The organism is Shewanella glacialipiscicola (assembly GCF_023283485.1).
Classification (GTDB): Bacteria; Pseudomonadota; Gammaproteobacteria; order Enterobacterales; family Shewanellaceae; genus Shewanella; species Shewanella glacialipiscicola.
Map to the genome: position 1 here is coordinate 187,235 of NZ_JAKILU010000004.1, position 26,117 is coordinate 213,351.

The 26,117-nt window shown below is 44.5% G+C and carries 26 protein-coding genes; 18 read left to right on the forward strand and 8 right to left on the reverse strand.

Annotation, left to right across the window (positions count from 1 at the left end; translation table 11 throughout):
• The first annotated feature begins 21 nt into the window (after nt 1–21).
• The 10 genes from moaD to L2717_RS05290 all read left to right on the forward strand — a co-directional run bounded on the left by moaD (nt 22) and on the right by L2717_RS05290 (nt 7,437).
• Nucleotides 22–273 carry a molybdopterin synthase sulfur carrier subunit gene (gene moaD / locus L2717_RS05245; protein ID WP_076497184.1) on the forward strand — a complete coding sequence of 84 codons (252 nt, stop codon included), beginning with the start codon at nt 22–24 and terminating at the stop codon, nt 271–273.
• A 1-nt stretch (nt 274) separates the two neighbouring features.
• Nucleotides 275–748, forward strand: a complete 474-nt coding sequence (gene moaE / locus L2717_RS05250; RefSeq protein WP_220771977.1) for a molybdopterin synthase catalytic subunit MoaE — start codon at nt 275–277, stop codon at nt 746–748.
• A 67-nt stretch (nt 749–815) separates the two neighbouring features.
• The gene (modA, locus tag L2717_RS05255; protein WP_220771976.1) at nt 816–1,616 is read left to right on the forward strand and encodes a molybdate ABC transporter substrate-binding protein; all 801 of its coding nucleotides are present in this window, start codon (nt 816–818) and stop codon (nt 1,614–1,616) included.
• 8 nt (nt 1,617–1,624) lie between these two features.
• On the forward strand, nt 1,625–2,305 hold the full coding sequence (gene modB / locus L2717_RS05260) for a molybdate ABC transporter permease subunit (protein WP_220771975.1): 681 nt from the start codon (nt 1,625–1,627) through the stop codon (nt 2,303–2,305).
• A complete protein-coding gene (locus tag L2717_RS05265; RefSeq protein ID WP_220771974.1) occupies nt 2,286–3,389 on the forward strand; it encodes an ABC transporter ATP-binding protein in 1,104 nt (367 codons plus the stop codon). Before modB ends, L2717_RS05265 begins: the two co-directional genes overlap by 20 nt.
• A 305-nt stretch (nt 3,390–3,694) precedes the next feature.
• A complete protein-coding gene (locus tag L2717_RS05270; RefSeq protein ID WP_220771972.1) occupies nt 3,695–4,216 on the forward strand; it encodes a PepSY domain-containing protein in 522 nt (173 codons plus the stop codon).
• A gap of 50 nt (nt 4,217–4,266) precedes the next feature.
• Nucleotides 4,267–4,944: a response regulator transcription factor gene (locus tag L2717_RS05275; RefSeq protein ID WP_220771971.1), complete on the forward strand. Its 678-nt coding sequence runs from the start codon at nt 4,267–4,269 to the stop codon at nt 4,942–4,944.
• A 49-nt stretch (nt 4,945–4,993) separates the two neighbouring features.
• Nucleotides 4,994–6,250, forward strand: coding sequence for a sensor histidine kinase (locus L2717_RS05280; protein ID WP_220771970.1), 1,257 nt, complete (start codon nt 4,994–4,996; stop codon nt 6,248–6,250).
• 34 nt (nt 6,251–6,284) lie between these two features.
• A complete protein-coding gene (locus tag L2717_RS05285; RefSeq protein WP_220771969.1) occupies nt 6,285–6,977 on the forward strand; it encodes a TIGR01621 family pseudouridine synthase in 693 nt (230 codons plus the stop codon).
• Between the two features lie 292 nt (nt 6,978–7,269).
• A complete protein-coding gene (locus tag L2717_RS05290) occupies nt 7,270–7,437 on the forward strand; it encodes a YqaE/Pmp3 family membrane protein (protein WP_076497175.1) in 168 nt (55 codons plus the stop codon).
• Nucleotides 7,438–7,549: 112 nt separating this feature from the next.
• Here the strand turns inward: L2717_RS05290 and L2717_RS05295 are convergent, their stop codons facing one another.
• On the reverse strand, nt 7,550–9,727 hold the full coding sequence (locus L2717_RS05295) for a TonB-dependent receptor (RefSeq protein WP_220771968.1): 2,178 nt from the start codon (nt 9,725–9,727) through the stop codon (nt 7,550–7,552).
• 252 nt (nt 9,728–9,979) lie between these two features.
• Here L2717_RS05295 and L2717_RS05300 point away from each other — a divergent pair, with 252 nt between their 5' ends.
• On the forward strand, nt 9,980–10,153 hold the full coding sequence (locus tag L2717_RS05300; protein WP_220771967.1) for a DUF2986 domain-containing protein: 174 nt from the start codon (nt 9,980–9,982) through the stop codon (nt 10,151–10,153).
• Nucleotides 10,154–10,181: 28 nt separating this feature from the next.
• On the opposite strand, the gene L2717_RS05305 is transcribed toward L2717_RS05300, so the two are convergent.
• From L2717_RS05305 to glnA, 3 genes are all read right to left on the reverse strand, one after another.
• A complete protein-coding gene (locus L2717_RS05305; protein WP_220771966.1) occupies nt 10,182–11,525 on the reverse strand; it encodes an anaerobic C4-dicarboxylate transporter in 1,344 nt (447 codons plus the stop codon).
• A 508-nt stretch (nt 11,526–12,033) separates the two neighbouring features.
• Nucleotides 12,034–13,230 (reverse strand): dicarboxylate/amino acid:cation symporter, encoded by a 1,197-nt coding sequence (locus L2717_RS05310; RefSeq protein WP_220771965.1) that lies wholly within the window; start codon nt 13,228–13,230, stop codon nt 12,034–12,036.
• Between the two features lie 521 nt (nt 13,231–13,751).
• Nucleotides 13,752–15,164, reverse strand: coding sequence for a glutamate--ammonia ligase (gene glnA / locus L2717_RS05315; RefSeq protein ID WP_220771964.1), 1,413 nt, complete (start codon nt 15,162–15,164; stop codon nt 13,752–13,754).
• Nucleotides 15,165–16,084: 920 nt separating this feature from the next.
• On the opposite strand from glnA, the gene typA reads away from it, so the two are divergent.
• Nucleotides 16,085–17,896 (forward strand): translational GTPase TypA, encoded by a 1,812-nt coding sequence (gene typA, locus L2717_RS05320; protein ID WP_220771963.1) that lies wholly within the window; start codon nt 16,085–16,087, stop codon nt 17,894–17,896.
• Nucleotides 17,897–18,002: 106 nt separating this feature from the next.
• On the opposite strand, the gene L2717_RS05325 is transcribed toward typA, so the two are convergent.
• From L2717_RS05325 to L2717_RS05340, 4 genes are all read right to left on the reverse strand, one after another.
• Entirely contained in the window at nt 18,003–19,025 is a 1,023-nt protein-coding gene (locus L2717_RS05325) for a diguanylate cyclase domain-containing protein (protein ID WP_220771962.1), read from the reverse strand.
• 170 nt (nt 19,026–19,195) lie between these two features.
• Nucleotides 19,196–20,410 carry a 4Fe-4S binding protein gene (locus L2717_RS05330; RefSeq protein ID WP_220771961.1) on the reverse strand — a complete coding sequence of 405 codons (1,215 nt, stop codon included), beginning with the start codon at nt 20,408–20,410 and terminating at the stop codon, nt 19,196–19,198.
• A 259-nt stretch (nt 20,411–20,669) separates the two neighbouring features.
• Complete coding sequence (locus tag L2717_RS05335) at nt 20,670–21,323, reverse strand: DUF2959 domain-containing protein (protein WP_220771960.1); 654 nt, start codon at nt 21,321–21,323, stop codon at nt 20,670–20,672.
• Between the two features lie 29 nt (nt 21,324–21,352).
• Nucleotides 21,353–21,574 carry a hypothetical protein gene (locus tag L2717_RS05340; protein ID WP_220771959.1) on the reverse strand — a complete coding sequence of 74 codons (222 nt, stop codon included), beginning with the start codon at nt 21,572–21,574 and terminating at the stop codon, nt 21,353–21,355.
• A gap of 81 nt (nt 21,575–21,655) precedes the next feature.
• Between L2717_RS05340 and L2717_RS05345 the strand changes: the two genes are divergently transcribed.
• From L2717_RS05345 to azoR, 6 genes are all read left to right on the forward strand, one after another.
• Nucleotides 21,656–22,642 carry a virulence factor BrkB family protein gene (locus L2717_RS05345; RefSeq protein ID WP_220771958.1) on the forward strand — a complete coding sequence of 329 codons (987 nt, stop codon included), beginning with the start codon at nt 21,656–21,658 and terminating at the stop codon, nt 22,640–22,642.
• 23 nt (nt 22,643–22,665) lie between these two features.
• Nucleotides 22,666–23,631 (forward strand): alpha/beta fold hydrolase, encoded by a 966-nt coding sequence (locus L2717_RS05350; RefSeq protein WP_220771956.1) that lies wholly within the window; start codon nt 22,666–22,668, stop codon nt 23,629–23,631.
• Nucleotides 23,628–24,212, forward strand: coding sequence for a hypothetical protein (locus tag L2717_RS05355; RefSeq protein WP_220771954.1), 585 nt, complete (start codon nt 23,628–23,630; stop codon nt 24,210–24,212). Before L2717_RS05350 ends, L2717_RS05355 begins: the two co-directional genes overlap by 4 nt.
• 43 nt (nt 24,213–24,255) lie before the next feature.
• Nucleotides 24,256–24,693 (forward strand): D-aminoacyl-tRNA deacylase, encoded by a 438-nt coding sequence (gene dtd, locus L2717_RS05360; protein ID WP_220771953.1) that lies wholly within the window; start codon nt 24,256–24,258, stop codon nt 24,691–24,693.
• Nucleotides 24,694–24,803: 110 nt separating this feature from the next.
• A complete protein-coding gene (locus L2717_RS05365) occupies nt 24,804–25,271 on the forward strand; it encodes a thioesterase domain-containing protein (RefSeq protein WP_220771995.1) in 468 nt (155 codons plus the stop codon).
• A 134-nt stretch (nt 25,272–25,405) separates the two neighbouring features.
• Nucleotides 25,406–26,002 (forward strand): FMN-dependent NADH-azoreductase, encoded by a 597-nt coding sequence (azoR, locus tag L2717_RS05370; RefSeq protein ID WP_220771951.1) that lies wholly within the window; start codon nt 25,406–25,408, stop codon nt 26,000–26,002.
• Nucleotides 26,003–26,117: the final 115 nt, after the last annotated feature.

Below are 26,117 nucleotides of genomic sequence, written 5' to 3' on the forward strand. Positions count from 1 at the left end.
GATCAAAAACGAGAGAAAATTATGATTAACGTGTTGTTTTTTGCTCAAGTTCGAGAATTATTAGGCACGGCCAAGTTAAGTGTAGATGCGAGCGAACAAACGCAAACCGCCGAAGCACTACGGGCAATGCTAGCGACTACCGACGAAAAGTGGGCAAAAGTATTAACCTCAGATAAGTTGCTGGTGGCAGTGAATCAGACCATGAGCCAATGGGATGCGCCAATTAAAGATGGCGATGAAGTTGCTTTCTTTCCACCCGTCACCGGAGGCTAATATGCGTTTATTACCCGCAGTGCGAGTGCAAGAGGTCGACTTTAATGTGCCTGATGAATATCGACAATTAATCCAAGACGATAGTGATGGTGCCGTGGTGACATTCGTCGGTAAAGTGCGTGATTTTAATGATGGTGCCGCCGTAACAGACTTAACTTTAGAGCACTATCCCGGTATGACAGAAGGCATACTCGAACAGATCGTTGTTGAAGCGCGTAGCCGTTGGCCGGTTAATAAAGTCACCGTTATCCACCGTGTTGGCACTATGGCATTAGGTGAACAAATCGTATTTATTGGCGTAACGAGTGCCCATCGTAAAGCCGCTTTTGCTGCCTGTGAGTTCTTAATCGACTTTTTAAAAACCAAAGCGCCATTTTGGAAATTAGAAGCCGGCGTTCAAGGCCAAAGTTGGGTTGAGGCGAAAGATGCCGATGAACAAGCTGCTAAGCTGTGGCAGCACAAAGACTCGTTGTAATTAGTCGCCGAGCAAGCGCTGTGTTTACAAGTGCTGGCTCAACATGAACATGGCCTAAGGTGATCCCATGCAGAGTTTAACCCGTTTGTTCCATACTCTTGGTTTTACATTTTTGCTTTGCTTATCTATGGTGCCATTAGCGAGTCAGGCAGCGGATACCGCGCCGATTCCTGCGATTGCAGCCGCTGCCAATATTAAGTTTGCGCTGGATGATATTGTTAAAAACTTCACCGCAGAAACCGGCCTTAAAGTACGGGTGTCTTACGGTTCATCGGGCAACTTCGTTGCGCAAATTCAGCATGGTGCGCCGTTCGAAATGCTACTTAGCGCCGATGAGCGTTATATTGCTGAGCTGAATAAAGTCGGTTTTACCCAAGACGAGGGAGTGATGTACGCCATTGGCCGTTTAGCTTTAGTCGCGCCCAAAAAGTCCCCCCTTACATTAGATATTGAACTTAATGGGCTAAAAACATTACTGGCATCGGGTAAGATTGAGCGGTTTGCGATTGCCAACCCTGATCACGCACCCTATGGCGAAAGCGCTCGTGAGTTATTGAAAAAGTTCGGTTTATGGGATGATCTGCAAACCAAGTTGATTTTAGGTGAAAATGCCGCTCAAGCGGCACAATTTGCGGTGAGTGGCTCAACTCAGGGCGGAATTATTCCGTTATCATTGGCAATGGCACCGCAGTTTCAAGCATTAGGTCACTACGTGGCGCTACCTGCAAAGTTCCATACTCCGCTTTACCAACGTATGGCGCTTATGCCTAAAGCGAGCTCAACCGCTGAGCGTTTCTATCAATATCTGCAGTCTGATGCTGCCCGTGCCGTATTCACTCAATACGGTTTTGGTTTGCCAGTAAGTTAAGGATTTAAATGGATTGGCAGGCACTGTGGTTATCGGTCAAACTCAGCAGTATCACAGTATTAGTGCTAATACCGCTGGCAATACTCGCAGGGCGAACGTTGGCTTACCGCCAGTTTGTCGGCAAATCTTGGGTTGAGGCATTGATTATGGTGCCCTTGGTGTTACCGCCTACCGTGATTGGTTATTATTTATTAGTTGGGCTTGGTAGCCAAAGCTGGCTAGGGCAGTGGATTGAGCAACTGTTCGGCCAGCAGTTAGTGTTTCATTTCTCTGGGCTTGTTTTAGCTTCCGTTATCGTCAATATTCCCTTTGCAGTACAACCAATACAGCGCGCTTTTGAAGCTGTGCCTAATGATGTTCGTGACGCCGCAGCCTGTTGCGGTATGAGTCGGCTTAAAATTCTGCTTAAGATTGAACTGCCTATGGTGTGGCCAGGCGTATTGACTGCACTCGTGTTGTGTTTTTCCCACGTGTTAGGCGAGTTTGGTGTTGTGCTTATGATGGGCGGTAATATCGCTGGTGAGACTAAGACTATTTCAATTGCTATCTACGACAGTGTGCAAGCCTTTGATTTTAAAGCGGCTGGTATTATGTCGTTAGTATTATTGCTGTTTGCCGTCACGGCGTTAGCGTTGACCACTAGTTTATCGCGGCGCTTAGGAGGTCAGCGTGGCGCAAATCATCGCTGATCTGCATTGCCAGATCCATAATCATAAACACATCAAACTCAATGCTGATTTTCGCTGCAAAGCGGGTGAAGTGTTAGCTGTGGTCGGCCCTTCTGGCGGCGGAAAAACGACGCTATTAAGGATGATAGCAGGGTTAAACCATCCCGATATTGGGCAGATAAATTTTGGTGCAAAGCCTTGGTTTAATAGCGAAACCCGCATCGCCTTGAGCCCACAGCAACGCCATATTGGTTATATGCCACAACATTTTGGCTTATTTCCTAATCTCACCGCCTTAGAAAATGTGGTCGCAGGGCTTGATCATATACCTAAGGCTGCGCGCATCCCACGTGCAAAAGATTGGCTCGAACGAGTGAATTTGCACGGTTTACCCGATAGATTACCCGCACAGTTATCCGGTGGACAGCGGCAACGCGTTGCTTTGGCACGAGCATTAGCCCGTGAACCGTCGGTTTTGTTGTTAGATGAACCTTTTTCAGCGGTAGACAGAGAAACTCGGGAACGTTTGTATCTTGAGCTTGCTCGCCTCAAAGAGCAGTTATTATGCCCAGTTATCATGGTTACCCATGATTTAAATGAAGCCTTATTACTGGCCGATTCGATGATTTTGATTAGCCAAGGACAAATGCTACAACAGGGTGCGCCCTTTGATGTATTGTCGCGGCCACGCAACGAAGCCGTTGCAAGGCAAATGGGGCTGAGAAATATTTTTGACGGTGAAGTCGTCTTCCAAGACGATACTAAAAATTTAACCTGGCTTAAATTTGGTGAGCAGCTCATTGCCTGTGATTATGGTAAAAATTTTACGGTAGGCTCACGTGTTCGTTGGGCGATTCCTAATCAGGGTATCCGCTTTAATTCGATTTCTAACAGACGTTTATGCCGCAGCTTTAATAAGTTGGATGTCACCATCGACACTATGTTAGTGATGGGTGAATCTGTACGGCTTATTTGTTATGTCACCGGCACTCAGTTACAACTCAATACTGAAGTCTCGTTGCATTTTGCCCAAAAGCTTGCACTCGCTAAAGGAATGCAAACGACAGTGGCGCTAAAATCAGAGCAAATTCATATTTTAGAATAACCTAGATGATCAAAGCTTAATCTTGTTTCCATCGGTGTTTCAGCTGGCATTAGGTAGACTTAACGCATTAGCCACAACATGATTGCTATTAGGCTTGGGAGTTGGCCGCCGAGTCGATACAACAATGCCATTGTTTAGCTATTTTATGGTCAAATTTAAGTTGAAATAGTCGTAAAGTGATTTTATATCCAGTAACAAATGATTGCGTGGGCTAGCTAGAGGCTGAATGCAGCAATAATAGGCTCCATCAACTTCTAGCAGCTCGTCCCATAAGATACAACTTAGCTGATTTATAGGGAGGAGCCATGAGATTATGGTTGCTAGGATTCATGTTGGTATCTGGGATTGCTAGTGCGGCCCAGAGCATGTATTCGATGTTTGCGGCGGGTGATTATGTTCAACCGCTGAGCGTTATGCAGCAGATTGAAAAAGGGTTCTCTGGCGTGATAGCCGAATTTGAGATGGAGACGCAAGAGGGCGAGTTAGTCTACCAATTTGAGCTGATTAACCCTTTAGCTAATTCTATTACTCGGTTTGAATATCGTGCACGTGATGGCAAGTTACTGAAACAAAAGGCAAGCAAAGTCAGTGCTGATGATCTGGCTGAGGTTGAGGCCGCACGTTTGATTGCCGCAAAAAATCAAACATTTTCAGGCATAATCGCGAAGGCGATTAAAGAGCGTAAGGCTTTTTTGACCGAAGCAAAATTAGATCACGACTTAGGTATCAGTTACTTAGAGATTAAATTGTTGGATGATACGGGTAAGTTTAAATTGGCTTTCGATGTTGATAATTTACGGCCATTACCTTTACTCCAATGGGATTAACCCCCCTAAATTTATTGCCCGTATTTAACATTGAGGAGCGCAACATACAGATGAAAATACTTTTAGTAGAAGATGATGCGACGACGATTGATTACATCGTCAAAGGATTTCTCGAGCAGGGCCACAATATCGAAACCGCCAGTGATGGCCATCAAGGTCTATCATTAGCGACCAGCAGTCAGTATGACTTAGTGATTCTCGATCGTATGTTACCCCAGCTCGATGGCCTAAAATTACTCGCCGCCTTAAGGGCAACAGGTAATCAAACACCAGTGCTGATTTTATCAGCCTTAGCGCACGTCGATGAGCGAGTGAAAGGCTTGCGTGCGGGTGGCGATGATTATATGACTAAGCCATTTGCCTTCTCTGAGCTGCTGGTACGCGCCGAAAAATTGATGCACCGTGGTCAGTCTGTGCCTGTGACGACGGATCTCGTGGTCGGTAGTTTAAAGATGGAGTTACTGACCCGTAATGTGACGTTAGATGGGCAAGAGTTGCTGCTGCAACCCAAAGAATTCCAGCTACTCAAGTATTTGATGGAACATGCAAATCAAGTCATTAGTCGGACTTTGTTATTCGAAGCTGTGTGGGATTATCATTTTGATCCACGCACTAACGTGATTGATGTGCATATCGCCAAGTTACGCCGTAAATTTGAAGAGCTAGGCCATGGTGAATTGATTGAAACCGTGAGAGGAGCGGGTTATCGCTTACGACAAAGGCATTAAGCCTTACCAGAGCAGCGCCTGGCGTATCACAATTGTCTTTTCGACCTTAGTGACTGTGATCATTGGGGCGCTGTTATTTACGCTTTATCGACAGTTGATTATCGAGCAACAGTACCAAGTAACGCAGTCTTTAGAGTCTGAGACTCAGCGTTATCAGCAACTTGCCCTAACGGTTGATCGCCGTAGTTTTGCCGCTCAAATCCGCGCCGCCGATCCCCAAACCGCCCTGATCGCTTGGCGTGATAGTTACGATATGGTCGGCGCTTTAAGTTTTATGCCCGAAGATATGCCCATGTTGCCGCAAACGCGGGACTTTCCCATTTTAACCGGTGGTCCAGATAAGCTACACATTCTTACTGGTGGCCTAGTGATGACCCGTTACGGCCCAGTACTCATTGCGACCCGTACCGATAACTTAGCCACGTTAATTGATAAGTTTATCAGTGCCGCAGCCACGGCAGTCATGCTTACCATAGTGTTGACCTTAGCGTTTGGCTATCTATTTTCTAAGGCAATTTTACGTCGATTGGTGCAATACAATCGTTTAAGTGAGCAGATTGAACGCGGCCATTACAATACTCGTTTACCCTTGAGTTGGCGTCAGGATGAATTTGATATGCTGGCGCTACAGTTTAATAACGTGCTAGATATTCTCGAAAATAACCTGTTGGCAGTGCGCGGTGCGACCGATAATATTGCCCACGATTTACGTACTCCACTATCCCACATCCGTATTGGCCTTGAAGAATTAGCGAGCAAGCCCAGTGATGAGATTAGCGAAGGTTGCGCTATTTTGACCGAGGAACTCGATCATTGTTTGGCGACATTTGATGCCATGTTGTCGCTCACCCGTATTGAAGAGGGCCAGCAGACACTCGATTTACAAGAGCTTAGCTTAGCGCAACTTTGTACCGACTTATTGGATATGGCCGATGCCGTGGCTGAGTCCAATGAGCAAACCTTGAGCTTATCTTTATTGTCTGATTATAAAGTGTTTGGCGATAAGTATTTATTATTCCAAGCATTATATAACCTTGTCGATAATGCAATGAAGTATTCAGGCCAAGGCGCACGCATAGAGATAATCCAATCTGGCCCACAAATTCAGATCCGCGATAATGGTCCAGGTATTCCCGACGACAGTAAAGAAAGAGTATTCGAACGTTTAGTGCGCCTCGATCCTAGCCGGCATTTGCAGGGCACTGGATTAGGATTATCTATGGTCAAAGCGATTCTCTCACGTCACAATGCTAAAATTACTCTCACAGATAATCATCCCGGCTTAGTGGTTACTATTACCTTTTAAGCAGATATCCCACCTTTTAAACGCCGAGCAACCCATGTATCGAATCATAGCCGATGAGGCTGATTTTCTTATTATTTCTAAATCAGCCAATGTTCATTTCCATAGTCAAGACGGCGCAGCTGGCGTAGTAGCGCAAGCTGAACAAGATCTCGGTATTAAGCTTTTTGCCGTGCATAGACTCGATACGCCTACCTCAGGCCTATTGATTTTGGCTAAGAGTGCTGTTGCCGCCAGACAATTTACCGAATTGTTTACAGCCCATAAAGTGCAGAAATATTATCTTGCCCTTGCGACAGGTAAACCGAAAAAGAAGCAAGGCTGGGTGATTGGTGATATGGCAAAGTCGCGTCGCAGTATGTTTAAGTTATTACGGACAATAGATAATCCCGCAATAACGCAGTTTTTCTCCTTGAGTGCCGCTGAGGGATTGCGTTTATATTTGCTTAAACCACACTCAGGTAAAACGCATCAATTACGAGTCGCTTTGGCAAGTTTAGGCGTACCCATTTTGGGTGATGATTTGTACGGCGGTGAGGCCGCAGAACGATGTTATCTGCATGCCTATTGTCTACATTTTCGCTATGGCGATGCGGTTGCGGGTTGGCGTGATTACGCTTATCGGGATTTACCGACCCAAGGTGAATATTTTATGGCAGATAGCGTTACAAAAGCCCTAGTCGCGTGGTACAAGCCCGATACATTAGCTTGGCCGACTAAAGGAGATTAATGCGGCACCACTGTTTTAATAGAAGTTTAATCCGCTGGGTAGAGACGATCTCGGCTAGCTAACTTGTAGGGTACTGGGCTTTTAGTGCTTATGGCTAAGCTGATGCATGCATAGCTAAACGGATACTTTAAGATACTCAATATCAGATGATATCGGTGTTAAAAACACACATTTATCATATTTCAGCTTTCGTTTGAAACTTCAATCTCACTAAAGTGATTGCAAATTCTGAGGCTTACTGCGAAATTAGTCATGAATATTAGGATTTAAGTGATTTTAAGGAGATGCCATTATGGATACAAACAAACTACTTTTAGTGATTATTGCCATTTTACTGCCACCCGTAGGTGTATTTTTAAAGGCGGGAGCGGGAAAGGATTTGTTGATCAACATCGTCCTTTGTTTAATTTTTTGGTTTCCGGGCTTGTTGCACGCGCTTTGGGTGGTGACGAAGGACTAATTCCAATTGCTATGCAGATATAACGCTTGCGAACGATAGCGATATAAAATATAAAATATAAAAAAGCGCAATAAAATTGCGCTTTTTTTGCATTTAAAAACAGTAGATTAACTTAAAAAGGTAGTGTGTAGCCTATGGTCGCTGTGCGCCCCATGCCTTTAAAATAACGATCATTTGTACCCATAGTTTGTGAGTAATAGTTGAAATAATCCTTATTAAATAGGTTTTGTAATCCTAGGCTTAGAGTGCCGGTATAAAGTGGCATAGAAAAAGATGCATCCACTGTGGTGTAACCGTCAAATTCTGCATACTTGTTACCCGCGGCGTTTTTAAAGTCGCGATCCATGTAGTAATTGGCTTGCACACGGCTCGACATGTCATTGTCGAAGTTATGCGTCCAGAACAGGTTGATACGATTTGGCGAAATATTGGCACCATCGAGATCAGTGTCTACTTTGTTGTCACCGTTAGAATCATATTCACCCTGCTGAATAGCAATGTTCACACCTAAATCATCATTACTGCTGAGGTAAGCGGTGACATTAGCCTCAATGCCATCGATAACACTTTTTTCCCGTTTTACGTCGTAGAAACCATCATTATTTAACGCTAAACGTGAGCCAAAATCGGTAGCTGAGCGGTAATAAGCTAATTTAGCGCTCAAGTATTCACCTTGGTAATCGGCGCCGATTTCAACGTTGTCTGTGACAATTGGCGTGAGTGCCAGTGAATCATCGATGCTAGGGTTTGCATCAGGGAAACTCTTAGCATCACGTAGAGTTCGGCCAATATCCGGCATACCAAAACCTTGGTTATAACTGGTATAAACGCGAATGTCGGAAGTGATTTTGTAGGAAAGCCCAACGTTAACTAGGGTTTCATCGAAGGTTGCTGAGCCGCCTGCGATTTGTTTATTGCCCGCGCCCCAGAGGGTTTTATAATCATCAACTGTCAATTCGGCATGTTCGTAACGGACACCGGTAGATAAGGTTAAGTTTTCAATTAAATCATAATCTAACTGTAAATAAGGTGCGACATTGTCGTAGGTGCTTTCGGGTACCCATGAGAAGCCTGTTTTGACTAAATCTTGCTCTGTCGTGTCGCGGAAAATATCGACACCGTAGGCGGCATCAATCCCTAAACCAGCAATATCCTTAGCAATTAATGAGCTTTTTAAGCCCCACTTAACCGAAGAGTTGCGCGATTGGTCGTAGTACAAGCTTTCGCCTTTACTGCCAATACCACATTGGATCACTTGGTCGCTACCTTCGAAAGTTGGGTCATAAAAACTGTCGAAACAGCCGCCACCATAAACCGCTTTAAAATCTTGATTAAACAGTTGTAGGTTAAGTTGTTGACCGCCAAGGTTTACGTGGGTATAAGTCAAACTGGTAGTGGTAACTTGGTTATTGGCCGCTTCCCAAGGTTGATTTTCTTTAACTGCGCCCGTGGGAACGCCATTGGGTTTGTCACCAGCAACCGCCATCCAGTCGCCATTGTTGTCTGCCTTGTAATGGTTAACCATTAACTCAAGACGTGACTCATCAAAATTATGCCCTAGCTTAATAAAGAAGTCGGTACTTTGGCTGTCCATCGACTCACCCTGAGTCGTGTCTACCCCAATAATATTATGATTTGCGTCGTAATAAACCCCATTGTTGCGATAGCTGACCGAACCTATCATGTCGATAAGTTCAGACTCACCAGAAAACGCATAGCTAGTACCAAAGCTTATACCGTTAGATTTCATCGAGTCAGGCATAGTTACATCAAAACTAGCCACGTGTTCGTTATCGCCCGTGGGCTTTTTAGTAATGTAATTAATGATGCCGCCTTGGGCTCCTAAACCATGCATAGCATTGGCGCCGTGAATGATTTCGATACGTTCAATCATGGCAGGGTCGATAGTTTGACCCGAGCGGCCACCACTACGTAATGGATTTGATTGAGGCACGCCGTCAATCATGATCAGCGGCGGACGACCACGTAGGGTTTCGCCTGTGTTACTCATCTTCTGGCGGCTTGGCGAAAAGCTCGGTGCCAAGTTACCGATAATGGTTGATAAATCTTTAGTGGTGCGGAACTGTTCTTCTAATTGCGCACGGTCGATGATAGTGACAGTATTAGGGATTGAGCTTGGCGATTTATCCATACGGCTTGCGGTGACTGTGATTTTTTCAATCTCTTTATTTTTGTTGTTGGTCTTGCTATCAGGGGCATCTTGAGCGGCTGCAACTTGGGTTAGCGCTGCAAATACGGCTAAGGCAACAAACGAGGTTTTGAATGTCATATAACTTCCAAATAAGGGCGAATGAGTTTGCTACACCGGCTCCTTTGGCATAAATAATATTCCATTAAATAGCATTACAAATGATAATGATTTTCATTATTGAGGATTCTAAGGCAGGAATTATTGCTTGTCTAGTCGCTTGTATCATTAATTTAATTAGGTATAGACCGCTCTTGTTGCTTTCGATTGTCTGCCCCGTAAGTGGAGGGCTATAATCGCGCCCTTTAATATTGTAATCCCATTGGCGGCATAATGAATCGCAAAAAAAAGATTAATCAAACCTTGAAAAAAAAAGCGAAAAAGGCCAATGCTAAACTACAATCGAGCAATAAACCTCAATATATTGCCAAGGCGGATAGGACAGCATTAGCCAATACAGAGCCAACGGAGTTACATGTTGTTGGCTCTGCCATCGTTGTATCCTAAGTGCTCTTTGTTATTGATTAAATAGCGGCTAGAGCAAAGCGGTTGCTAGCAGATAACCGACGGTTGATGCCGTACCCACGCCGATAAAGCCTGGAATAATGAAGCTGTGGTTAATGATGAACTTACCTATTTTGGTTGTACCTGAACGGTCAAAGCCGATACAGGCTAAATCACTTGGATAGGTTGGCAGTACAAAATAACCGTAACTTGCTGGCAGGAAGGCAATTAAAAGTTTTGGGTCAACGCCAAGTGCCAGTCCCATCGGCGCAATTGCCGTGAGCGCAGCCGCTTGGCTGTTAACCAGTTTAGAGATTAGAAACAGCACTAACGCATAGGTCCAAGGCTGGTTTTGCACTACATGCGATAGGTTTTCCTGCAGCACATCCATATGGCTGATGAAAAAGGTATCACTCATCCATGCCACACCAAATACTGAAAATATTGCCACCATACCCGCTTTAAATACCGGGCCGTTAGAGATGCTCGCCGGTTTAACTTTGCAGGTCATCAGGATAAATGCCCCTGCAATTAACATCATCATCTGGATGACTAAGTTCATCGATAATAAAGTGGATTTACCTTTAACTTCAAAGGCGGGTCGCAGCTCGCTAAAGGAGCCTAGCAATACCACCGCGGCAATAGCCACAAAGAAAATCCCTGTCGCCCAGTAAGATTCTTTCGGAAAGCGCTGATTTAACAGGGTTTCGCTTTTGTCATAGATAAAGGCTCTTTGAACAGGATCTTTAATGCGTTCTTGAAACTCCTCGTCCTTATCTAAATCTTTGCCGCGACGTAGGCTCCAAAGTGCGGCGGCCATGACGCCACAAAGTGATGCAGGTACTGACACCATTAAAATTTCGAGCAGGTTATAGGCGCGTCCTACACCTTGCTGCGCGGCAAGGATGGATACCATAGACACCACAGCGACCGACACGGGCGAGGCACAAATCGCCATTTGCGAAGCAATAGACGCTACCGCCATTGGGCGTTCTGGGCGGATATTTTTCTTCAGCGCGATATCAGAAATAATCGGGAACATAGTATAAACAACATGGCCCGTACCGCAGAGGAAGGTCAGCGTCCAGGTTGTTAATGGTGCCAGTATGGTGATGTATTGTGGATGACGGCGCAGTAGACGCTCGGCAAATTGCATCATCACATCTAAACCGCCAGCCGTTTGTAATACCGATGCGCAACCAATGACCGCTAAAATAGTTAACATCACTTGCACTGGCGGTTGCCCGGGGGCTAAGCCAAAGACAAAAATCAGTAAAAAAAGACCAATGCCGCTGATGAGCCCCAGTCCCATACCCCCATAACGCGTACCTAACAATAAGCAGCTAAGTACAATTATAAATTCCATTAAAATCATTTGATTTACCTCTGCGGAATCTACCGCTTAGTGAGTCATTGAGTGATTAAATATCCTTAAAATCATTCTGCTAAGTAAAAATGTAGAAAAAGTTGCGCTGGCGCATGGTGTCAATAAAAAAGTGTATGAGATTTGTTGGGAGTTTGATCTAGCGCTAGAAAATCACTGGGATGAGTGCATTCTGGTTAATAAATTTACTGGTTAGCAAGAAGGTGTTTACCCGCGGGTGAATCAGACGAATGCACTAACTAAAGTTGTCACACCGCTCGGATGATTAAAGCGCGAACACGCAGTGATGGATGGTGATGAGCTAAATTGATTTACTGTGGGGATATCTGTGCTAATTCACACAGCATAGGATCCGTATTTTTTTGCATTCCTATAAACATATGGCCGATATCAAGCTGTTGTTGGATGTGATAAAGGCTAATCGATAGCTAATGGATAATCGCTAAGTGGGCAAATACCATGGCAAATCTAAATATTTTGGTATGGTATTTATGCTGTTTTAGAGCCGTTTGTGGTTGAGTCGCTCGATAATCTGACAGGCATTTAAATCGTGTACCACGTTAATCACCGTCGATGGTGCATCGGTAATCGCGCCAATCACCACTAAAATTGGAATAGTTTCCATCGGTAAGCCTAAGGTGGTGACAATAAAAATCTCCCCAAGAAAAGCACCGCCCGGCACACCGCCGATAATAAAAGCTGATAAAACTGAAATCAAAATCGTCACCATAAACACATCTACGGTGAAATCTAATCCGAGTAACGAGTAGATAAACACGATTTTTAAGGCCGTGATGATCGCAGCGCCGCCTTTATTTAAGTTAACCAATAAAGGCAAGCTGATATCGGCAATCTCGGGCTTGATGCCCATCTTCAGTGCGGTTCTTAAGGTCACAGGTAAGGTCGCCAATGACGATGTAGTGCCCAGTGCCGTCACTGCGGGTTCTAGGGCGAAGCGCCAGAATTGTTTAACCCCTTGCGTGCCCCCGCCAACCCAAGCGTAAAAGGTGGAACCCACAGTGAGATAAATAAAACAGGCGACCATAAATAAGCCAACTGCGCGGGCAAAAGTAACCACGAGCTGCGGGTCTTGGCTGGCCATTGTCGAGGCAAAATAGGCACCCAACCCCAAAGGGGAGGCAACCATAATGATCGAGACAATCTTCATGATAACGGTATTAAAACTGTCGAGTAATGCCGAGACTTTTCTGCCGTCTTCTCCCGATTGACCTATGGCAACCCCCGCAATCACCGACATAATAATGAGTGCTAAAATATTGGATTTGGATAACAAACCTGAAAAGTCATTGGTAGTCAGCAGGCCGACAAAATCCATCGTCCCCGCCGTATCGCTAATGGTTTGATTAAGATCGAGAGTAACGCCTTGAGCGGGGTCAAAAAACAAGGCCAGTCCGATAATACCAACCGCGGGAATTATCGCCATCACAATCGACACTGCCATGATAGACACTAACAGCGCGCCGAGTTTCTTTAAATCCGTCATACGGGCAATCGATGAAGTCACGCTAATCGCGACCAGCGGTACGATAATCATAAACAATAAATTTAAGAAAATTTGCCCCATAGGTTTGAGCTTAAGCGCCGCCTCTGGCCACACAACCCCCAGCGCGCCGCCAAGTAGCAAAGCGCTCAGTAGCACTATCGAATCTTTATAAGGTTTTATCTTCTGCCACATAGGTAAACGCCTATTGTTATTTTTATGAATAAGTTGCGTCCAAATGACAAGAGTGAATCGTGCTGCATGGACATTCTCAAGCTAGCGAGTCGCGTGCTATAGCGCAAGAACTGATTGGTTATAAACCGCTTAAATCTACGAAAGGGAGTTGATAACCTTATCGCCTTCGGCCATTGATTCAATCCAAACTCATTGAAGCTTTCCACAAAGCTAGAACTTAAATACTGTCGCTTAGCTCGGCGTTAGCCCATGTAAACATTAATCTGAAATATGCCAAATAGAACATTTACCCTCATATGTTTTTATCTAAAAATAAGTTGTTTTTAAACTCGAAAAGTACCATTCAAGCTCACGTGAATAAACTCATACGAAGAAGCATTATCTAATGCTCGTGATATCTAGCTAAACCCTCAGAAATGCTTAGTTATAAACACTTGGCTCAATTCAACATATTGCCTAATTGCCTAAATACATAAAAAAAGCCCCGACGAGTCGGGGCTTAATCAATTTGCCAGTAAGGATTACAAGCTGTAGTACATTTCAAACTCAAGTGGGTGAGTTGTACGTGCTACACGCTCTGCTTCTGCCGTTTTCAGTACGATATAAGACTGGATAAAATCTTTACTGAACACGCCGCCTTTAGTCAGGAACTCATGGTTAGCTTGTAGATTTTCAAGGGCGTTTTCTAAAGACGTAGCTACTTGTGGTATTTCTGCCGCTTCTTCTGGAGGCAAGTCATACAAGTCTTTGTCCATTGCTTCGCCTGGGTGGATCTTGTTTTGAATACCATCAAGACCCGCCATCAACAGTGCAGAGAAACCTAAATAAGGGTTTGCATGTGGATCGGGGAAACGTGCTTCGATACGACGGCCTTTCGGGCTTGGTACCACTGGAATACGGATTGATGCACTGCGGTTACGGGCTGAGTATGCCAACATAACAGGTGCTTCAAAATGGGGCACTAAACGCTTGTAAGAGTTAGTGCTTGGGTTAGTGAAGGCGTTTAACGAGCGAGCATGCTTGATGATGCCGCCAATAAAGAATAATGCCATTTCACTTAAACCAGCGTATTTGTCACCAGCGAACAAGTTAACGCCATCTTTAGCTAAAGATAGGTGAACGTGCATACCGCTACCGTTGTCGCCAACGATAGGTTTAGGCATAAATGTCGCTGTCTTGCCGTAAGCGTGCGCCATATTGTGCACGACATACTTTAGAATTTGGATTTCATCTGCTTTTTTAGTGAGTGTGTTAAAGCGAGTGGCGATTTCGTTTTGACCCGCCGTCGCTACTTCGTGGTGATGGGCTTCAACCACTTGGCCCAACTCTTCTAGCACTAAGCACATCGCGCTACGTAAATCTTGTGATGAGTCAACGGGGGCAACTGGGAAGTAGCCGCCTTTAGCAAATGGCCTGTGGCCTGTGTTGCCGCCTTCGTAGCTAGTGCCTGAGTTCCATGCCGCTTCTTTCGCATCAATTTTCACGAAACAACCTGACATATCAGTGCCAAAACGCACGTCGTCAAATAGGAAGAATTCTGGTTCTGGACCCACTAATACTGTGTCAGCGATGCCAGTAGAGATAAGATAAGCTTCAGCTCTTTTAGCAATAGAGCGTGGATCGCGATCGTAACCCGTCATGGTACCAGGTTCAAGAATGTCACAACGCAGAAGCGCTGTAGTTTCTTCAGTAAAAGGATCGAGCATAAAAGTGGTTGGATCTGGCATCATCACCATGTCTGACTCATTAATGCTCTTCCAGCCCGCCATAGAAGAACCGTCGAACATTTTGCCATCTTCAAAAAAATCGGCATCAACCTGATGGGTAGGAATAGATATGTGCTGTTCTTTACCTTGAGTATCGGTAAAGCGTAAATCGACAAATTTAACTTCTAACTCTTGAAGTTGCTGTAAAACTGATTCAACTGACGACATTCTCAAACCTCCGGTAGGGTAAAGGGTAAGCCCTTCTATAATCTTTTAACTCAAATATTGATGTTGAGCCAAACTGACAAGCTTTAAAGCGATATCTATGCCAACAATCTAACTTATTGATTAGCATTAATTATAATCTATCTTGTTCGTTGTTGATTTTGTACTTGCACCTTAATGGTGCTTTCGTTTGTAGCATTTCAGTGCATAAGCCCATTTTGGTGCGCACAATTATTGGCTCATATCAACGGCACCGAGATAAGCATTTTTAGATAGACGCTCTATATAAACACTCTGAGCTGGCTAGATGCCTTCTGGCGATGATGAGTGCGGCTTCGTTTGCTCAACTATGCCACGTATTGAGAGGTAAATAAGGTTTTATCATCATGTTATCAAGCATTAATGTGTTTTTCTGCGCGAAATGTCTGTGCTGTTTGCTGGCCGCGAGAAATACATCATATCTAATTGCCGTTAGGGCGTTAATTATGTTCGCCTTTGCAATACTGAGTGACTGAGCGCTTTAGGCGCTTAATATGATACTGGCGCTAAGGTTTTTTGACGAAAGCTTAGTGGAAGGATTGGAAAAAACTGAGTTACATTCAGTGGCTGTTTAAATTGTCGCCATTTATTACTATTTTATGTGTTAAAGACATCAAATTCATTACCTTAACTCTATTTTTTACGATAGAAACAGTCATCAAGTCATGCTTTTACTGTGGCTCTAGGGGATTTAACCCAATGGGATATTGAGGGAAACAAGCCAAGGTTTGATTGATTTTTATATAAGTGTTCAAAAATAATCCTGTGCGCCAAGGCCGCGCTGGAGTAGAATGGCACGCTTTTTATTATGGAGGATCCAATTAGATCTCCATAACGAATTACTGAAATATCCCTATTTTTGTTTGATGGTAAGAGGTTTATCCGTGCTAGAGAATTTACGTAACATCGCCATTATTGCACACGTTGACCATGGCAAAACGACCCTGGTAGACAAGTTGCTGTCACAGTCAGGTACCCTTGAATCCCGAGGAGAAGCCACTGAGCGGGTGATGGACTCCAACGATCTTGAAAAGGAACGTGGGATCACGATTCTGGCAAAAAATACTGCCATCAAGTGGAACGACTACCGTATCAATATCGTTGATACCCCTGGCCACGCCGATTTCGGTGGTGAGGTTGAGCGTGTTCTGTCTATGGTTGACTCAGTATTATTGATAGTTGATGCCGTTGATGGTCCAATGCCACAAACTCGCTTTGTAACAAGAAAAGCGTTTGCTCAAGGCTTAAAGCCAATCGTTGTAATCAACAAGATTGACCGTCCAGGCGCTCGCCCTGATTGGGTTATCGACCAAGTATTCGACCTGTTCGACAACTTAGGCGCGACTGACGAGCAATTAGATTTCCCAATCGTTTATACTTCAGCGTTAAACGGTTACGCAACGTTAGATCCTGATGTCGTCAGTACTGAAATGACACCATTGTTCCAAACTATCGTTGAAAAAGTATCTTTCCCAGATGCTGACTCGGAAGGCGCATTCCAGATGCAAATTTCGCAAATCGATTACAACTCATATGTGGGTGTTATCGGTATTGGTCGCATCAAGCGTGGTAGCGTAAAACCTAACCAACAAATCACTTTGATTGGCGCTGATGGCAAAACTCGTAACGGTAAAATTGGCCAAGTATTAGGTTACATGGGTCTAGACCGTACCGAAATTGACATCGCTAACGCAGGTGACATTGTCGCGATTACCGGTTTAGGCGAGCTGAAAATTTCTGACACTATCTGTGCCGTTGGTACAGTAGAAGCGTTGCCACCATTGACTGTTGATGAACCGACTCTGACCATGACTTTCCAAGTCAACACTTCACCTTTCGCGGGTAAAGAAGGTAAGTATGTCACTTCACGTAATATTCTTGAGCGTCTGCAAACAGAATTAGTCCACAACGTGGCATTGCGTGTTGAAGAGACTGAAAGCCCAGATCGCTTCCGTGTTTCAGGCCGTGGTGAATTGCATTTATCAATCCTAATTGAAAACATGCGTCGCGAAGGTTTCGAGTTAGCGGTATCACGTCCAGAAGTTATTCTGAAAACCATCGACGGTGAATTGTGTGAGCCATTCGAAACGTTGACTGTTGACGTTGAAGAAGAAGATCAAGGCGGTGTGATCGAGAAGCTAGGTACGCGTAAAGCTGAAATGAAAGACATGCAGCTTGACGGTAAAGGCCGTGTGCGTATCGATTTCGTTATCCCAAGCCGTGGTTTAATCGGTTTCCAAACTGAGTTCATGACAGCGACTTCTGGTACTGGCTTAATCTACCATTCATTTGATCATTATGGTCCGCACAAAGGTGGCGATATTGGTCAACGCGCTAACGGCGTATTGGTTTCTAACGCTACTGGCAAGGCTTTGACCTTCGCACTGTTCGGTCTACAAGACCGTGGTCGTCTCTTTATTGGCCATGCCGCTGAAGTATACGAAGGCCAAGTAGTTGGTATTCATGCTCGCTCAAACGATCTGACAGTTAACTGTCTGAAAGGCAAGCAACTGACTAACATGCGTGCATCTGGTACTGACGAAGCTCAAGTACTGACTACGCCAATCACCATGACACTTGAGCAAGCGCTTGAGTTCATCGATGATGACGAGTTAGTTGAAGTGACGCCAAAGAATATTCGTATTCGTAAGAGACACTTGACTGAAAACGATCGTAAGCGCTTTAACCGCGGTTAATGATTGCCTGACTTGCTTTAAGGTGAGTCAATCGGTTTAAAAGAAGCCTCGTATAGGAAACTATACGGGGCTTTTTTGTTGGTTTAATTTAGAGATAAGTAAGGCATTACCTCTCGTCCATAAAGCGTATACAGTTGCGCCCAGCCAATTTTGCGCGATAGAGGGCGGCGTCGGCTTGGCGAACTAACTCTAAAGGGTCTTGCTGGTTAGAGGGGGATAAATAGGCGACACCAACGCTAACAGTTACAATTCCAAGGTCGGTTTTCGCATGTGGAATAGCAATTGATTGGATCAGTTGATGAATATGCTGCGCTGCGTCGAACAAAGTTTGTTTGTCGATATTGGGCAACAGAATAACAAACTCCTCACCGCCGTAGCGAGCCACGAGTTCGTCGACTCTTCGGCCCGACTGGGATAAAGTACTGGCCAGTTTTTTAAGGCAATCATCTCCCGCGAGGTGGCCATAATGATCGTTAAATTGTTTGAAGTGATCAATATCTAACATGATGAGAGCCAGTAATGAATGGCTATGTAGTCCTCGATTCCATTCTGTTTGTAACATCAAATCAAACTGGCGGCGATTGCCAATATTGGTTAAGCCGTCGGTATTACTGAGTATTTCGAGTTGTCTATTTGCGGCGGCTAATTCACTGGTGCGCGCTGTGATCATCGATTCAAGCTCAGAGTTGCGCTTTTCTAAGCGCGTTATGGGGTAAATCTCCCCTTTGTGGGCTAAGCCGTAGGGGATAGATATGCCGCTATGGGCAATCATCCAGCAGTTATTTTCTAGATGGAATATCAACACGAGTCTCGCTGTTTCGTGTGAGAGTATTGGCTTTGGGATAGGTAAATGAATATGGAAAAAGGCCGTCACAACAACAATTTGTTCGGTAAGATCTTGTAAAGAAAGGTCTAGCATTTCGATATTTATACGATCTGGTATTTGTGCAAAATCTTGCCGAGTTATCCGTATCCATTCTTCTCTGTCGGTAACAAGTACGTCACTACTGCCCGCGTAACCGCTAAAATTGTGACTAAAGCGACACGTCAACCTATCATCACGGGATGAATACATTTCAATATATTCATCAAATAATGTACGGATCAGTTGCTGTCGCTCGGGCCGCATAGGCTAGCTCCATTGTGGAACATAAAACCACTTATCTGGTATTCACATAGGAATAGTATCAGCGATAAAATCGAGTGGTTGCCTGATTGTAATCAATGTTATGACTTATATATTTAAAATACTGCAGATAGTAGATAAGTCATTATCTGCAGTATTTTTAGTGCAACTTGCTAATGTCCAACCCTATCGATCACTTGAATAAGCTCCATGCGGGTGTTATCTGGAGTTTGGCTATGCCAGAACCCTGATAAATAAGCGCCCAGAGGCAGAATAAATAGCGTGATTAGCACCAATGCGAGTAATCCTTTGTGGCCTAGTCTGTGACCCGATTTAAGCCCAAATCCGAGTGCAGCTGATTTAGGACAAGCCGCGACGCAGCGCATGCAGGCTTGGCACTCGTCACTTCGCACTGTGGTTTTAGTGTGCACTATGATGTTTGCTGGGCAAGCTCGGGTGCACTTGTCACATTTCATTCCTTTCGTTTCGATAAGACAGTGCTTGGTATCGCGGCGGATTTTTAATGGGCTGGCAAAACTTAAGATCCCCAGCATGGCACCATAGGGACATAAATAGCGGCAGAATCCCTGACGACGCCATGCCGCTAACACGAGGATCAATGCAAATACTAACAAGGTAATTAGGCTCGGTGTCAGGAAGAACAGTGCCATTTTCAAATCGGCAATCTTATGGTAATTACCGTCGAGGTAATTAGGAATCGACTGCGCTGGCATGCCAATCACTATGTAGCACAGTGCTAATAGCAATAGATACTTAAGCATTCGCAGTGGCCAGTCTAGCCAAGCTGGTGGTGTTAGCTCAGCTTTTATAAAACGTTTTCTAAAGGCATATAGATATTCCCCAGCTAAACCTAAGGGGCAGGCCCAACCGCAAAATGCCCGCTTGCAAAGTAGTCCTGTGATTAATACCGCTGCCAGCATTACGGCTGCCGCTGGATGTGTTTGATCCCATAAATTGAGGCTGATAATCGCTTTAAGCTCAATCCCGCCCGCTATTGGTAAAAAAGCATCAACCACATCAGGGCGCATGAGCCAAGGCGTAATCCCTTGCTTAAGTAGCACGGTATTGATGGTGTATTGCACGGCAACCAGTAACAGCGATAACGCCAACACATGTTGAGTCCCTTCACGCAGGGTATTGATTTTAATCTCTCCCTTGAACTCGTCAGGTGCAAATCTATGGGCGAGTAATGCCAATGGCAGTGCAATAATGAGTCCTAGCGCTAACGGCCAGTAAAGGCTAATAGCAACCGCGCCGACACTCAGCAATAAAGTCACAACAGCGCCCCATTTTTTGCCGCTCCAATAACTAAGAGAGGCGAGATACATGAGTGCCAACATTAAGGTAAGTGATTCGATAAAAGTCATAATGGTGAGTACAACGTATGATCAATAAGTGCTAAGTCAGAGTGATGAAATTAAGATAAGTTTTTGAGTGTTAAGTGAAATTGTGCTGCAGATCTAACATTTTTAGTATCTATCAGTTAAAGCGCGGGATAGCTCACAAAGCCAAATATTTGGGGCTTGCACAAAAAGAACATAGGTCGCAGGAGCAGATTAATATTATGGGCAGAAAAAAGCCCTAGCAATGGGTATGGCTAGGGCCGACATGAGTTAGGCGTTTTGTTCAGCTCTTTGATTTTTCCAGAGACTCAATAAATTTATTGGACTCATCAATCGATATGTTCATCTCTTTAATCAGATCTGAAATATCACTTTGTAGGCTGGCAAACTCACCTTTAATTGCACCAATCGCTTGGGCGTTCAAGTTATGTTTGAGATACAGCATGTTGTCTTTCAAGGCGGTGAGAATGGGTGACATTTTTGATTCAGCACGACGCATCGTTTTTACCAATTGTTGATAAGAACGGCGGGTTTCCTTTAGTTTAGTTTCGCTATCTCGACGCAAATTAGTTTTGCTGATTTCACTAATTTCATTTTGCCATTCTTCAAATAAGGCATCGGCTACGCCTTCGACTTTATTGATGCGATTGCTGACGTTATCGGCTGCACTTTGGGCTGATTCATACTCATCTTTAGCCTTGTTATAGGCTTTCTCTAGGTTGCCGCCGTCGTGACTGAGTAAGGCTTGCATCTCCTTGAGGGCGTCGCCAAATTCTTCTTGGGCGTCCTCTTGGGATTCTTTGGCCGCTTTAACTCTGTCGACCATAATATCGCGTTTATGGTAACCGACTTTTTCCATCGCGCCGTAGTAGGCACTTTGACAGCCACCGAGTAAGAGGCTAGCGGCAATCAAGCTTAAAGTGATCCGTTTTTTCATTTGAGTTTCCGTTGCTGGGTGAAATAGCATTAATCGGCCTTAAATCGTGCTGCATCAATAATGCTCCACAGATGAAAGATAGCACCGATGACAGCAGGTACAATTAACCACCAGAGGGCATAACCCACCACAGTGATAACAAAAAACAGCAGCGCAGCCATAATTCTACCTTGCAGCAGTTGGCCTAACCCAGGGAAAAATAAGCTCGCAATCGCCGAAATAACGTTACCTGCAGATCCTTGTTGCGACATCTATTCACTCCTTAGACTTGTAAATTAAGTGTTTATTGTACGAAGATAACGAGTCTATACCAACAGAAGCAAGAGAAACCCGTGACTAAAAAGATAGAACTGGCTCAAATTCGCGTTTTATTCCTCGGGGTCTGGCACTTTCTGCTGCATTTAAGACAGCGTCTGGTGGAAGATCAAATCAATATCCGTGCGGGGCATTTAGCCTATGTCACCTTGCTGTCGCTGGTGCCTCTAGTGGCTGTGACTATGTCGATGCTGTCAGCTTTTCCGGTATTTAAGGGCATACGAGGGCAGATTGAAGGCTTTGTTTATCAGAACTTTTTACCCGCGGCTGGCGATACTGTACAAACGTATATTAATGAATTTGTGGGAAATGCCTCTAAAGGCACCGCCGTTGGGATCGCCGCGTTAGTCGTGGTCGCCATTATGCTGATTTCTGCCATTGATAAAGCTCTCAATAATATTTGGCGTACTAAAGAAAAGCGCTCTATTGTAGTGGCTTTTTCTATGTATTGGATGGTGCTTACCCTAGGCCCTGTACTCGTAGGTGCCAGTTTAGTTGCCACTTCTTACGTCGTGTCATTGAAGGTTTTTAATGGTCAGTTGTCGGGCGTTATGCCACTGTTTATTGAACGCTTACCTATGTTATTTTCGGTGGCGGCATTTTTACTGCTCTACATAGTCGTACCTAATAAAAAGGTGAAGTTTTTACATGCTTTATTAGGCGCGATTGTCGCCGCACTGTTGTTCGAGTTGGGTAAAAAAGCCTTTGCCTTGTATGTGACTCAATTTCCGAGTTACGAGGCTATTTATGGCGCTTTGGCGGTGATCCCCATTATATTCGTCTGGGTGTATTTATCGTGGATGATAGTGTTACTCGGCGCTGAAATCACCGCTGCGATGCCAGAGTATTTGGATTATGAGTCGAGCTTTGATGATGAAACGGATCTTGAAGGCCAGCCGCTAGATCATTCAGCCCCCGTTGAGCCGTCAGCAATATTAACGCCAGCAGAGATGACGGCCTTAAATGCTGTGGTTAAGTCAGATCAAAATGACGCGGCTAAATAGTCAGAGCGTGGCGATAACATCAAATGATTGATTCAGGGCCTCAATCCTGCCCACCTTTTATCCGCCGAGATTGGTTTAGTGTTGGTAATGGCCAAAAATTACATCTAGCGCAATACGGTAATCCGCAGGGGATCCCCTTATTGTATTTACACGGCGGGCCGGGAGCGGGTTGTGATATCAGTGAGTTAGCCATATTTAATGCTGAGCAATATTGGATTTTACTGTTAGATCAGCGCGGTGCAGGGCAGTCTTTACCTTTAGGCGATTTAACTCATAACCATTTAAATGGTTTGATCTGCGATATTGAAGCCATTCGTTTAAATTTAGGTATTGAACGCTGGTGCTTAGTCGGTGGCTCTTTTGGCGCAACATTAGGCTTAATTTACAGCGGATTATTTCCTGAAAGGGTGATAGCGCAAGTATTGTGGGCATTATTTATTCCCTCTAAAGCGGGTATCGATTGGCTTTATGGTTATGACGGTGCAGCAAGGTTACAACCTGCGGCTTATCGTCTCTTTAGTGGCAACTCATCGATGCCTGTGCCATTGACGGAACTGCTGGATGATTATCAGCAGGGGTTGTCATCGGTAGATACTGTCCAGCGACATTATTATGCTCGGAGCTGGATCCAGTGGGAATTAAAGCTTGCTGGCGCTAGATTAGTATTGCCAAGGCAGTTACCCGAAACCGTATTGGCATTAGCCGATATTGAACTGCACTTTGCTAGGCATAATTACTTCAATGCTATGAGTGTATTACAGCGCGTGACCCCAAGGGTGAAGGCGCGTAGTGTGTTATTGCAAGGCATGCAGGATGCGATTTGCCCTGCAGCACTCTTACAGCATTTTTTGGCTGAACAAGAGCATGCTATAACGCTGATCACTGTTAACGATGGCGCACATATGCTCAATAGTGAGAGTTTGTTTTTAGCGGTAACAGCAGAAATCCACGCGATGTGGATATGGATACATCAAAGGGAAATACCATGAAAACGATACTGTTTAGTGCTGGCTTACTCGGGCTTATCGCTTGTGCAACCACGGTACCATCTCAAACTACCGCTATTAATCCTGCATCCGCCCAGGAGGCCGTGAGTGCGCCTGTAGCGCCTAAAGTCGTCGAGTTAGGTGGCATGACTAACGAAGCCGCAGCACAGCGCTTATATCAAGCATTGCTTAATGCAAATTATCTGGCCACCTTAGTCTCGCCAACTAAGGTGGCGGTACAGTTTGGCAATAATCAATTTTTGCTTGAGCCGAGTATTAATTCCGCTGGCATTGACCGCATCTTAATGAATCGTTTTTATGCTGTACATCCACAATTGCAAGCCAGCCCAGAATTACTGGTGGTGATTGGCACCTTAAACCAAAATTTGAACTTTGCTAAGTTTGTCTTGCGAGATCAAGGTGCTGTGATTCAAGTACAAGGTGTTGTGACCTTTGCCGAACGGGTTGAAATAGAAGAATTACGCCGCTTTATGTTGTGGACTAATAACGGTTTGGCCCAAGTTGCACAGTCATTACCTGAGGGTGTCGATCAACTTATTCGTCCTATTCCACTAATACCGTAAATGGTTCCCGTTAAGCCTAAATCGAAAACTAAAAGGAAAAGTTGTGATTGCCTTAATTCAAAGAGTAAGTGGTGCCAGTGTGGTTGTCGATCATCAAACCATAGGTGCAATCGACAAAGGATTGTTGGTTCTCTTGGGTGTTGAGCGGGAAGATACTCGAGATAAAATGGAGAAGCTGGCAACTAAAGTGATGAGTTACCGTGTATTTTCTGATGACAATGGCAAGATGAATCTCAACTTAGCACAAGTCGGTGGCTCCTTATTAGTGGTATCGCAATTTACTTTAGCCGCAGATACCGACCGTGGCCTGAGGCCGAGTTTTTCGGGTGGGGGTACGCCTGATCAGGCGTTGATCCTATATGAAGAGTTTGTGGCCTTTTGCCGCGCTAAGGGCGTAAATACACAAACCGGACAATTTGGTGCCGATATGCAAGTGTCATTAGTCAATGATGGCCCTGTGACGTTTAATCTGCAGGTGTAGTCTTTCGCGCAGGGTTTTATATTGGCAGTTAAATATTGGACCTCTTCAATATTGCAGTGCTAAAAGGCGGTAGTAAGCTAATGGAACGAGATCAATTATTTACTCAATCAATGACACAACTCCTCACTCAATTAGGCCAAACATGGCATAACACTATTCCCGCGAGCGCCTTTATGCAGATCACTCCGCTCAGTTATTGCGAGGGTGAGTTTCAAGCTACAGCGCCAATTGAGCCCAATATTAATCTGCACCAAACTATGTTTGCCGGCAGTATTTATACTTTGATGACCTTAACCGGTTGGGGCGCTATATGGCTGAACCAGCAGTTAGCTGGCGTTGCGGGCGATATTGTGCTCGCAGATGCTCATATTCGCTATCTTGCTCCAGTGACCTGTAACCCTGTAGCTAAAGTGCAATGGCCAAGAGTAGATCTGTGTCCATTACAAAGGGGGCGCAGAGTTAAGGTAAAGCTTGAAGTGCAGTTGCATTGCGATAATACACTGTGTGTGGTTTTTGAAGGCTTATATGTGAGTGCGCCTAAAGTGGTCTTGGCTGTAAACACGATTAAAGTGAGTTAGTACCTTTCTAAAAAATCGAAATGAATCGCAAATTTTATCCGCTTTATTTCTTCTTTATGGGCTAATACACTAGCGTTATAGAGTTGAGATATTTCATCTGACTCTGAGTTATTTCCCTATTTTTGGAGCAGATTATGTCTAAAGTCTTAATTTTAAAATCAAGTATTCTTGGCGGTTATTCACAATCTGCCGTATTAATTGATCACTTAGCTAGCCATTGGGAAAACCAAGGCGCTGCTATCACAGTACGCGATTTAGGCGGTAAAGACGTATTACCTATGGTAGATGGTGAAATCGCTTCTGGTTTACGTGGTGGAGCAGAATTATCAGCTCGTCAGCAAGAAATGCTCGCCTTATCAGATACGTTAGTTGCTGAATTAAAAGCCAACGACACTCTCGTTATTGCCGCGCCAATGTATAACTTTACGATTCCGACCCAACTTAAAAATTGGATCGATTTTATTGCCCGCGTAGGTGTGACGTTTACTTACACTGAAACGGGTCCAAAAGGATTAGTAGAAGGCAAACGCGCTGTATTAGTGACTACTCGTGGCGGCGCTCACAAAGATGGTCCTACTGATCATGTGGTGCCTTACTTGAAAACGGTTTTAGCTTTTATTGGTATCACTAATGTTGAAGTGGTTTACGCAGAGGCGCTAAACATGGGCCCAGAAGCACATGACAAAGGTATGAGCGAAGCAAAACACAGCATCGATCAGCTGAAAGCATAATCGCTTTATCGATCTGATTTAGCATAAAAAAATGCCAGCCTTAAATGGGTTGGCATTTTTTATGTCAATTTCACTACCGCTTGGCAGGCTGTAAACTCAATCGTTGAGCGAACCG

Excerpts from the sequence above, each read along its gene's own strand:
- L2717_RS05310 (WP_220771965.1), bottom strand. The coding sequence starts at position 13,230 with ATGTGGCAGAAGATAAAACCTTATAAAGATTCGATAGTGCTACTGAGC.
- L2717_RS05325 (WP_220771962.1), bottom strand. The coding sequence starts at position 19,025 with ATGCGGCCCGAGCGACAGCAACTGATCCGTACATTATTTGATGAATAT.
- L2717_RS05350 (WP_220771956.1), top strand. The coding sequence starts at position 22,666 with ATGATTGATTCAGGGCCTCAATCCTGCCCACCTTTTATCCGCCGAGAT.
- moaE (WP_220771977.1), top strand. The coding sequence starts at position 275 with ATGCGTTTATTACCCGCAGTGCGAGTGCAAGAGGTCGACTTTAATGTG.
- L2717_RS05275 (WP_220771971.1), top strand. The coding sequence starts at position 4,267 with ATGAAAATACTTTTAGTAGAAGATGATGCGACGACGATTGATTACATC.
- L2717_RS05355 (WP_220771954.1), top strand. The coding sequence starts at position 23,628 with ATGAAAACGATACTGTTTAGTGCTGGCTTACTCGGGCTTATCGCTTGT.
- azoR (WP_220771951.1), top strand. The coding sequence starts at position 25,406 with ATGTCTAAAGTCTTAATTTTAAAATCAAGTATTCTTGGCGGTTATTCA.
- L2717_RS05270 (WP_220771972.1), top strand. The coding sequence starts at position 3,695 with ATGAGATTATGGTTGCTAGGATTCATGTTGGTATCTGGGATTGCTAGT.
- L2717_RS05340 (WP_220771959.1), bottom strand. The coding sequence starts at position 21,574 with ATGTCGCAACAAGGATCTGCAGGTAACGTTATTTCGGCGATTGCGAGC.
- L2717_RS05295 (WP_220771968.1), bottom strand. The coding sequence starts at position 9,727 with ATGACATTCAAAACCTCGTTTGTTGCCTTAGCCGTATTTGCAGCGCTA.
- modB (WP_220771975.1), top strand. The coding sequence starts at position 1,625 with ATGGATTGGCAGGCACTGTGGTTATCGGTCAAACTCAGCAGTATCACA.
- moaD (WP_076497184.1), top strand. The coding sequence starts at position 22 with ATGATTAACGTGTTGTTTTTTGCTCAAGTTCGAGAATTATTAGGCACG.
- L2717_RS05290 (WP_076497175.1), top strand. The coding sequence starts at position 7,270 with ATGGATACAAACAAACTACTTTTAGTGATTATTGCCATTTTACTGCCA.
- L2717_RS05305 (WP_220771966.1), bottom strand. The coding sequence starts at position 11,525 with ATGATTTTAATGGAATTTATAATTGTACTTAGCTGCTTATTGTTAGGT.
- L2717_RS05300 (WP_220771967.1), top strand. The coding sequence starts at position 9,980 with ATGAATCGCAAAAAAAAGATTAATCAAACCTTGAAAAAAAAAGCGAAA.
- glnA (WP_220771964.1), bottom strand. The coding sequence starts at position 15,164 with ATGTCGTCAGTTGAATCAGTTTTACAGCAACTTCAAGAGTTAGAAGTT.
- modA (WP_220771976.1), top strand. The coding sequence starts at position 816 with ATGCAGAGTTTAACCCGTTTGTTCCATACTCTTGGTTTTACATTTTTG.
- L2717_RS05285 (WP_220771969.1), top strand. The coding sequence starts at position 6,285 with ATGTATCGAATCATAGCCGATGAGGCTGATTTTCTTATTATTTCTAAA.
- L2717_RS05365 (WP_220771995.1), top strand. The coding sequence starts at position 24,804 with ATGACACAACTCCTCACTCAATTAGGCCAAACATGGCATAACACTATT.
- L2717_RS05330 (WP_220771961.1), bottom strand. The coding sequence starts at position 20,410 with ATGACTTTTATCGAATCACTTACCTTAATGTTGGCACTCATGTATCTC.
- L2717_RS05335 (WP_220771960.1), bottom strand. The coding sequence starts at position 21,323 with ATGAAAAAACGGATCACTTTAAGCTTGATTGCCGCTAGCCTCTTACTC.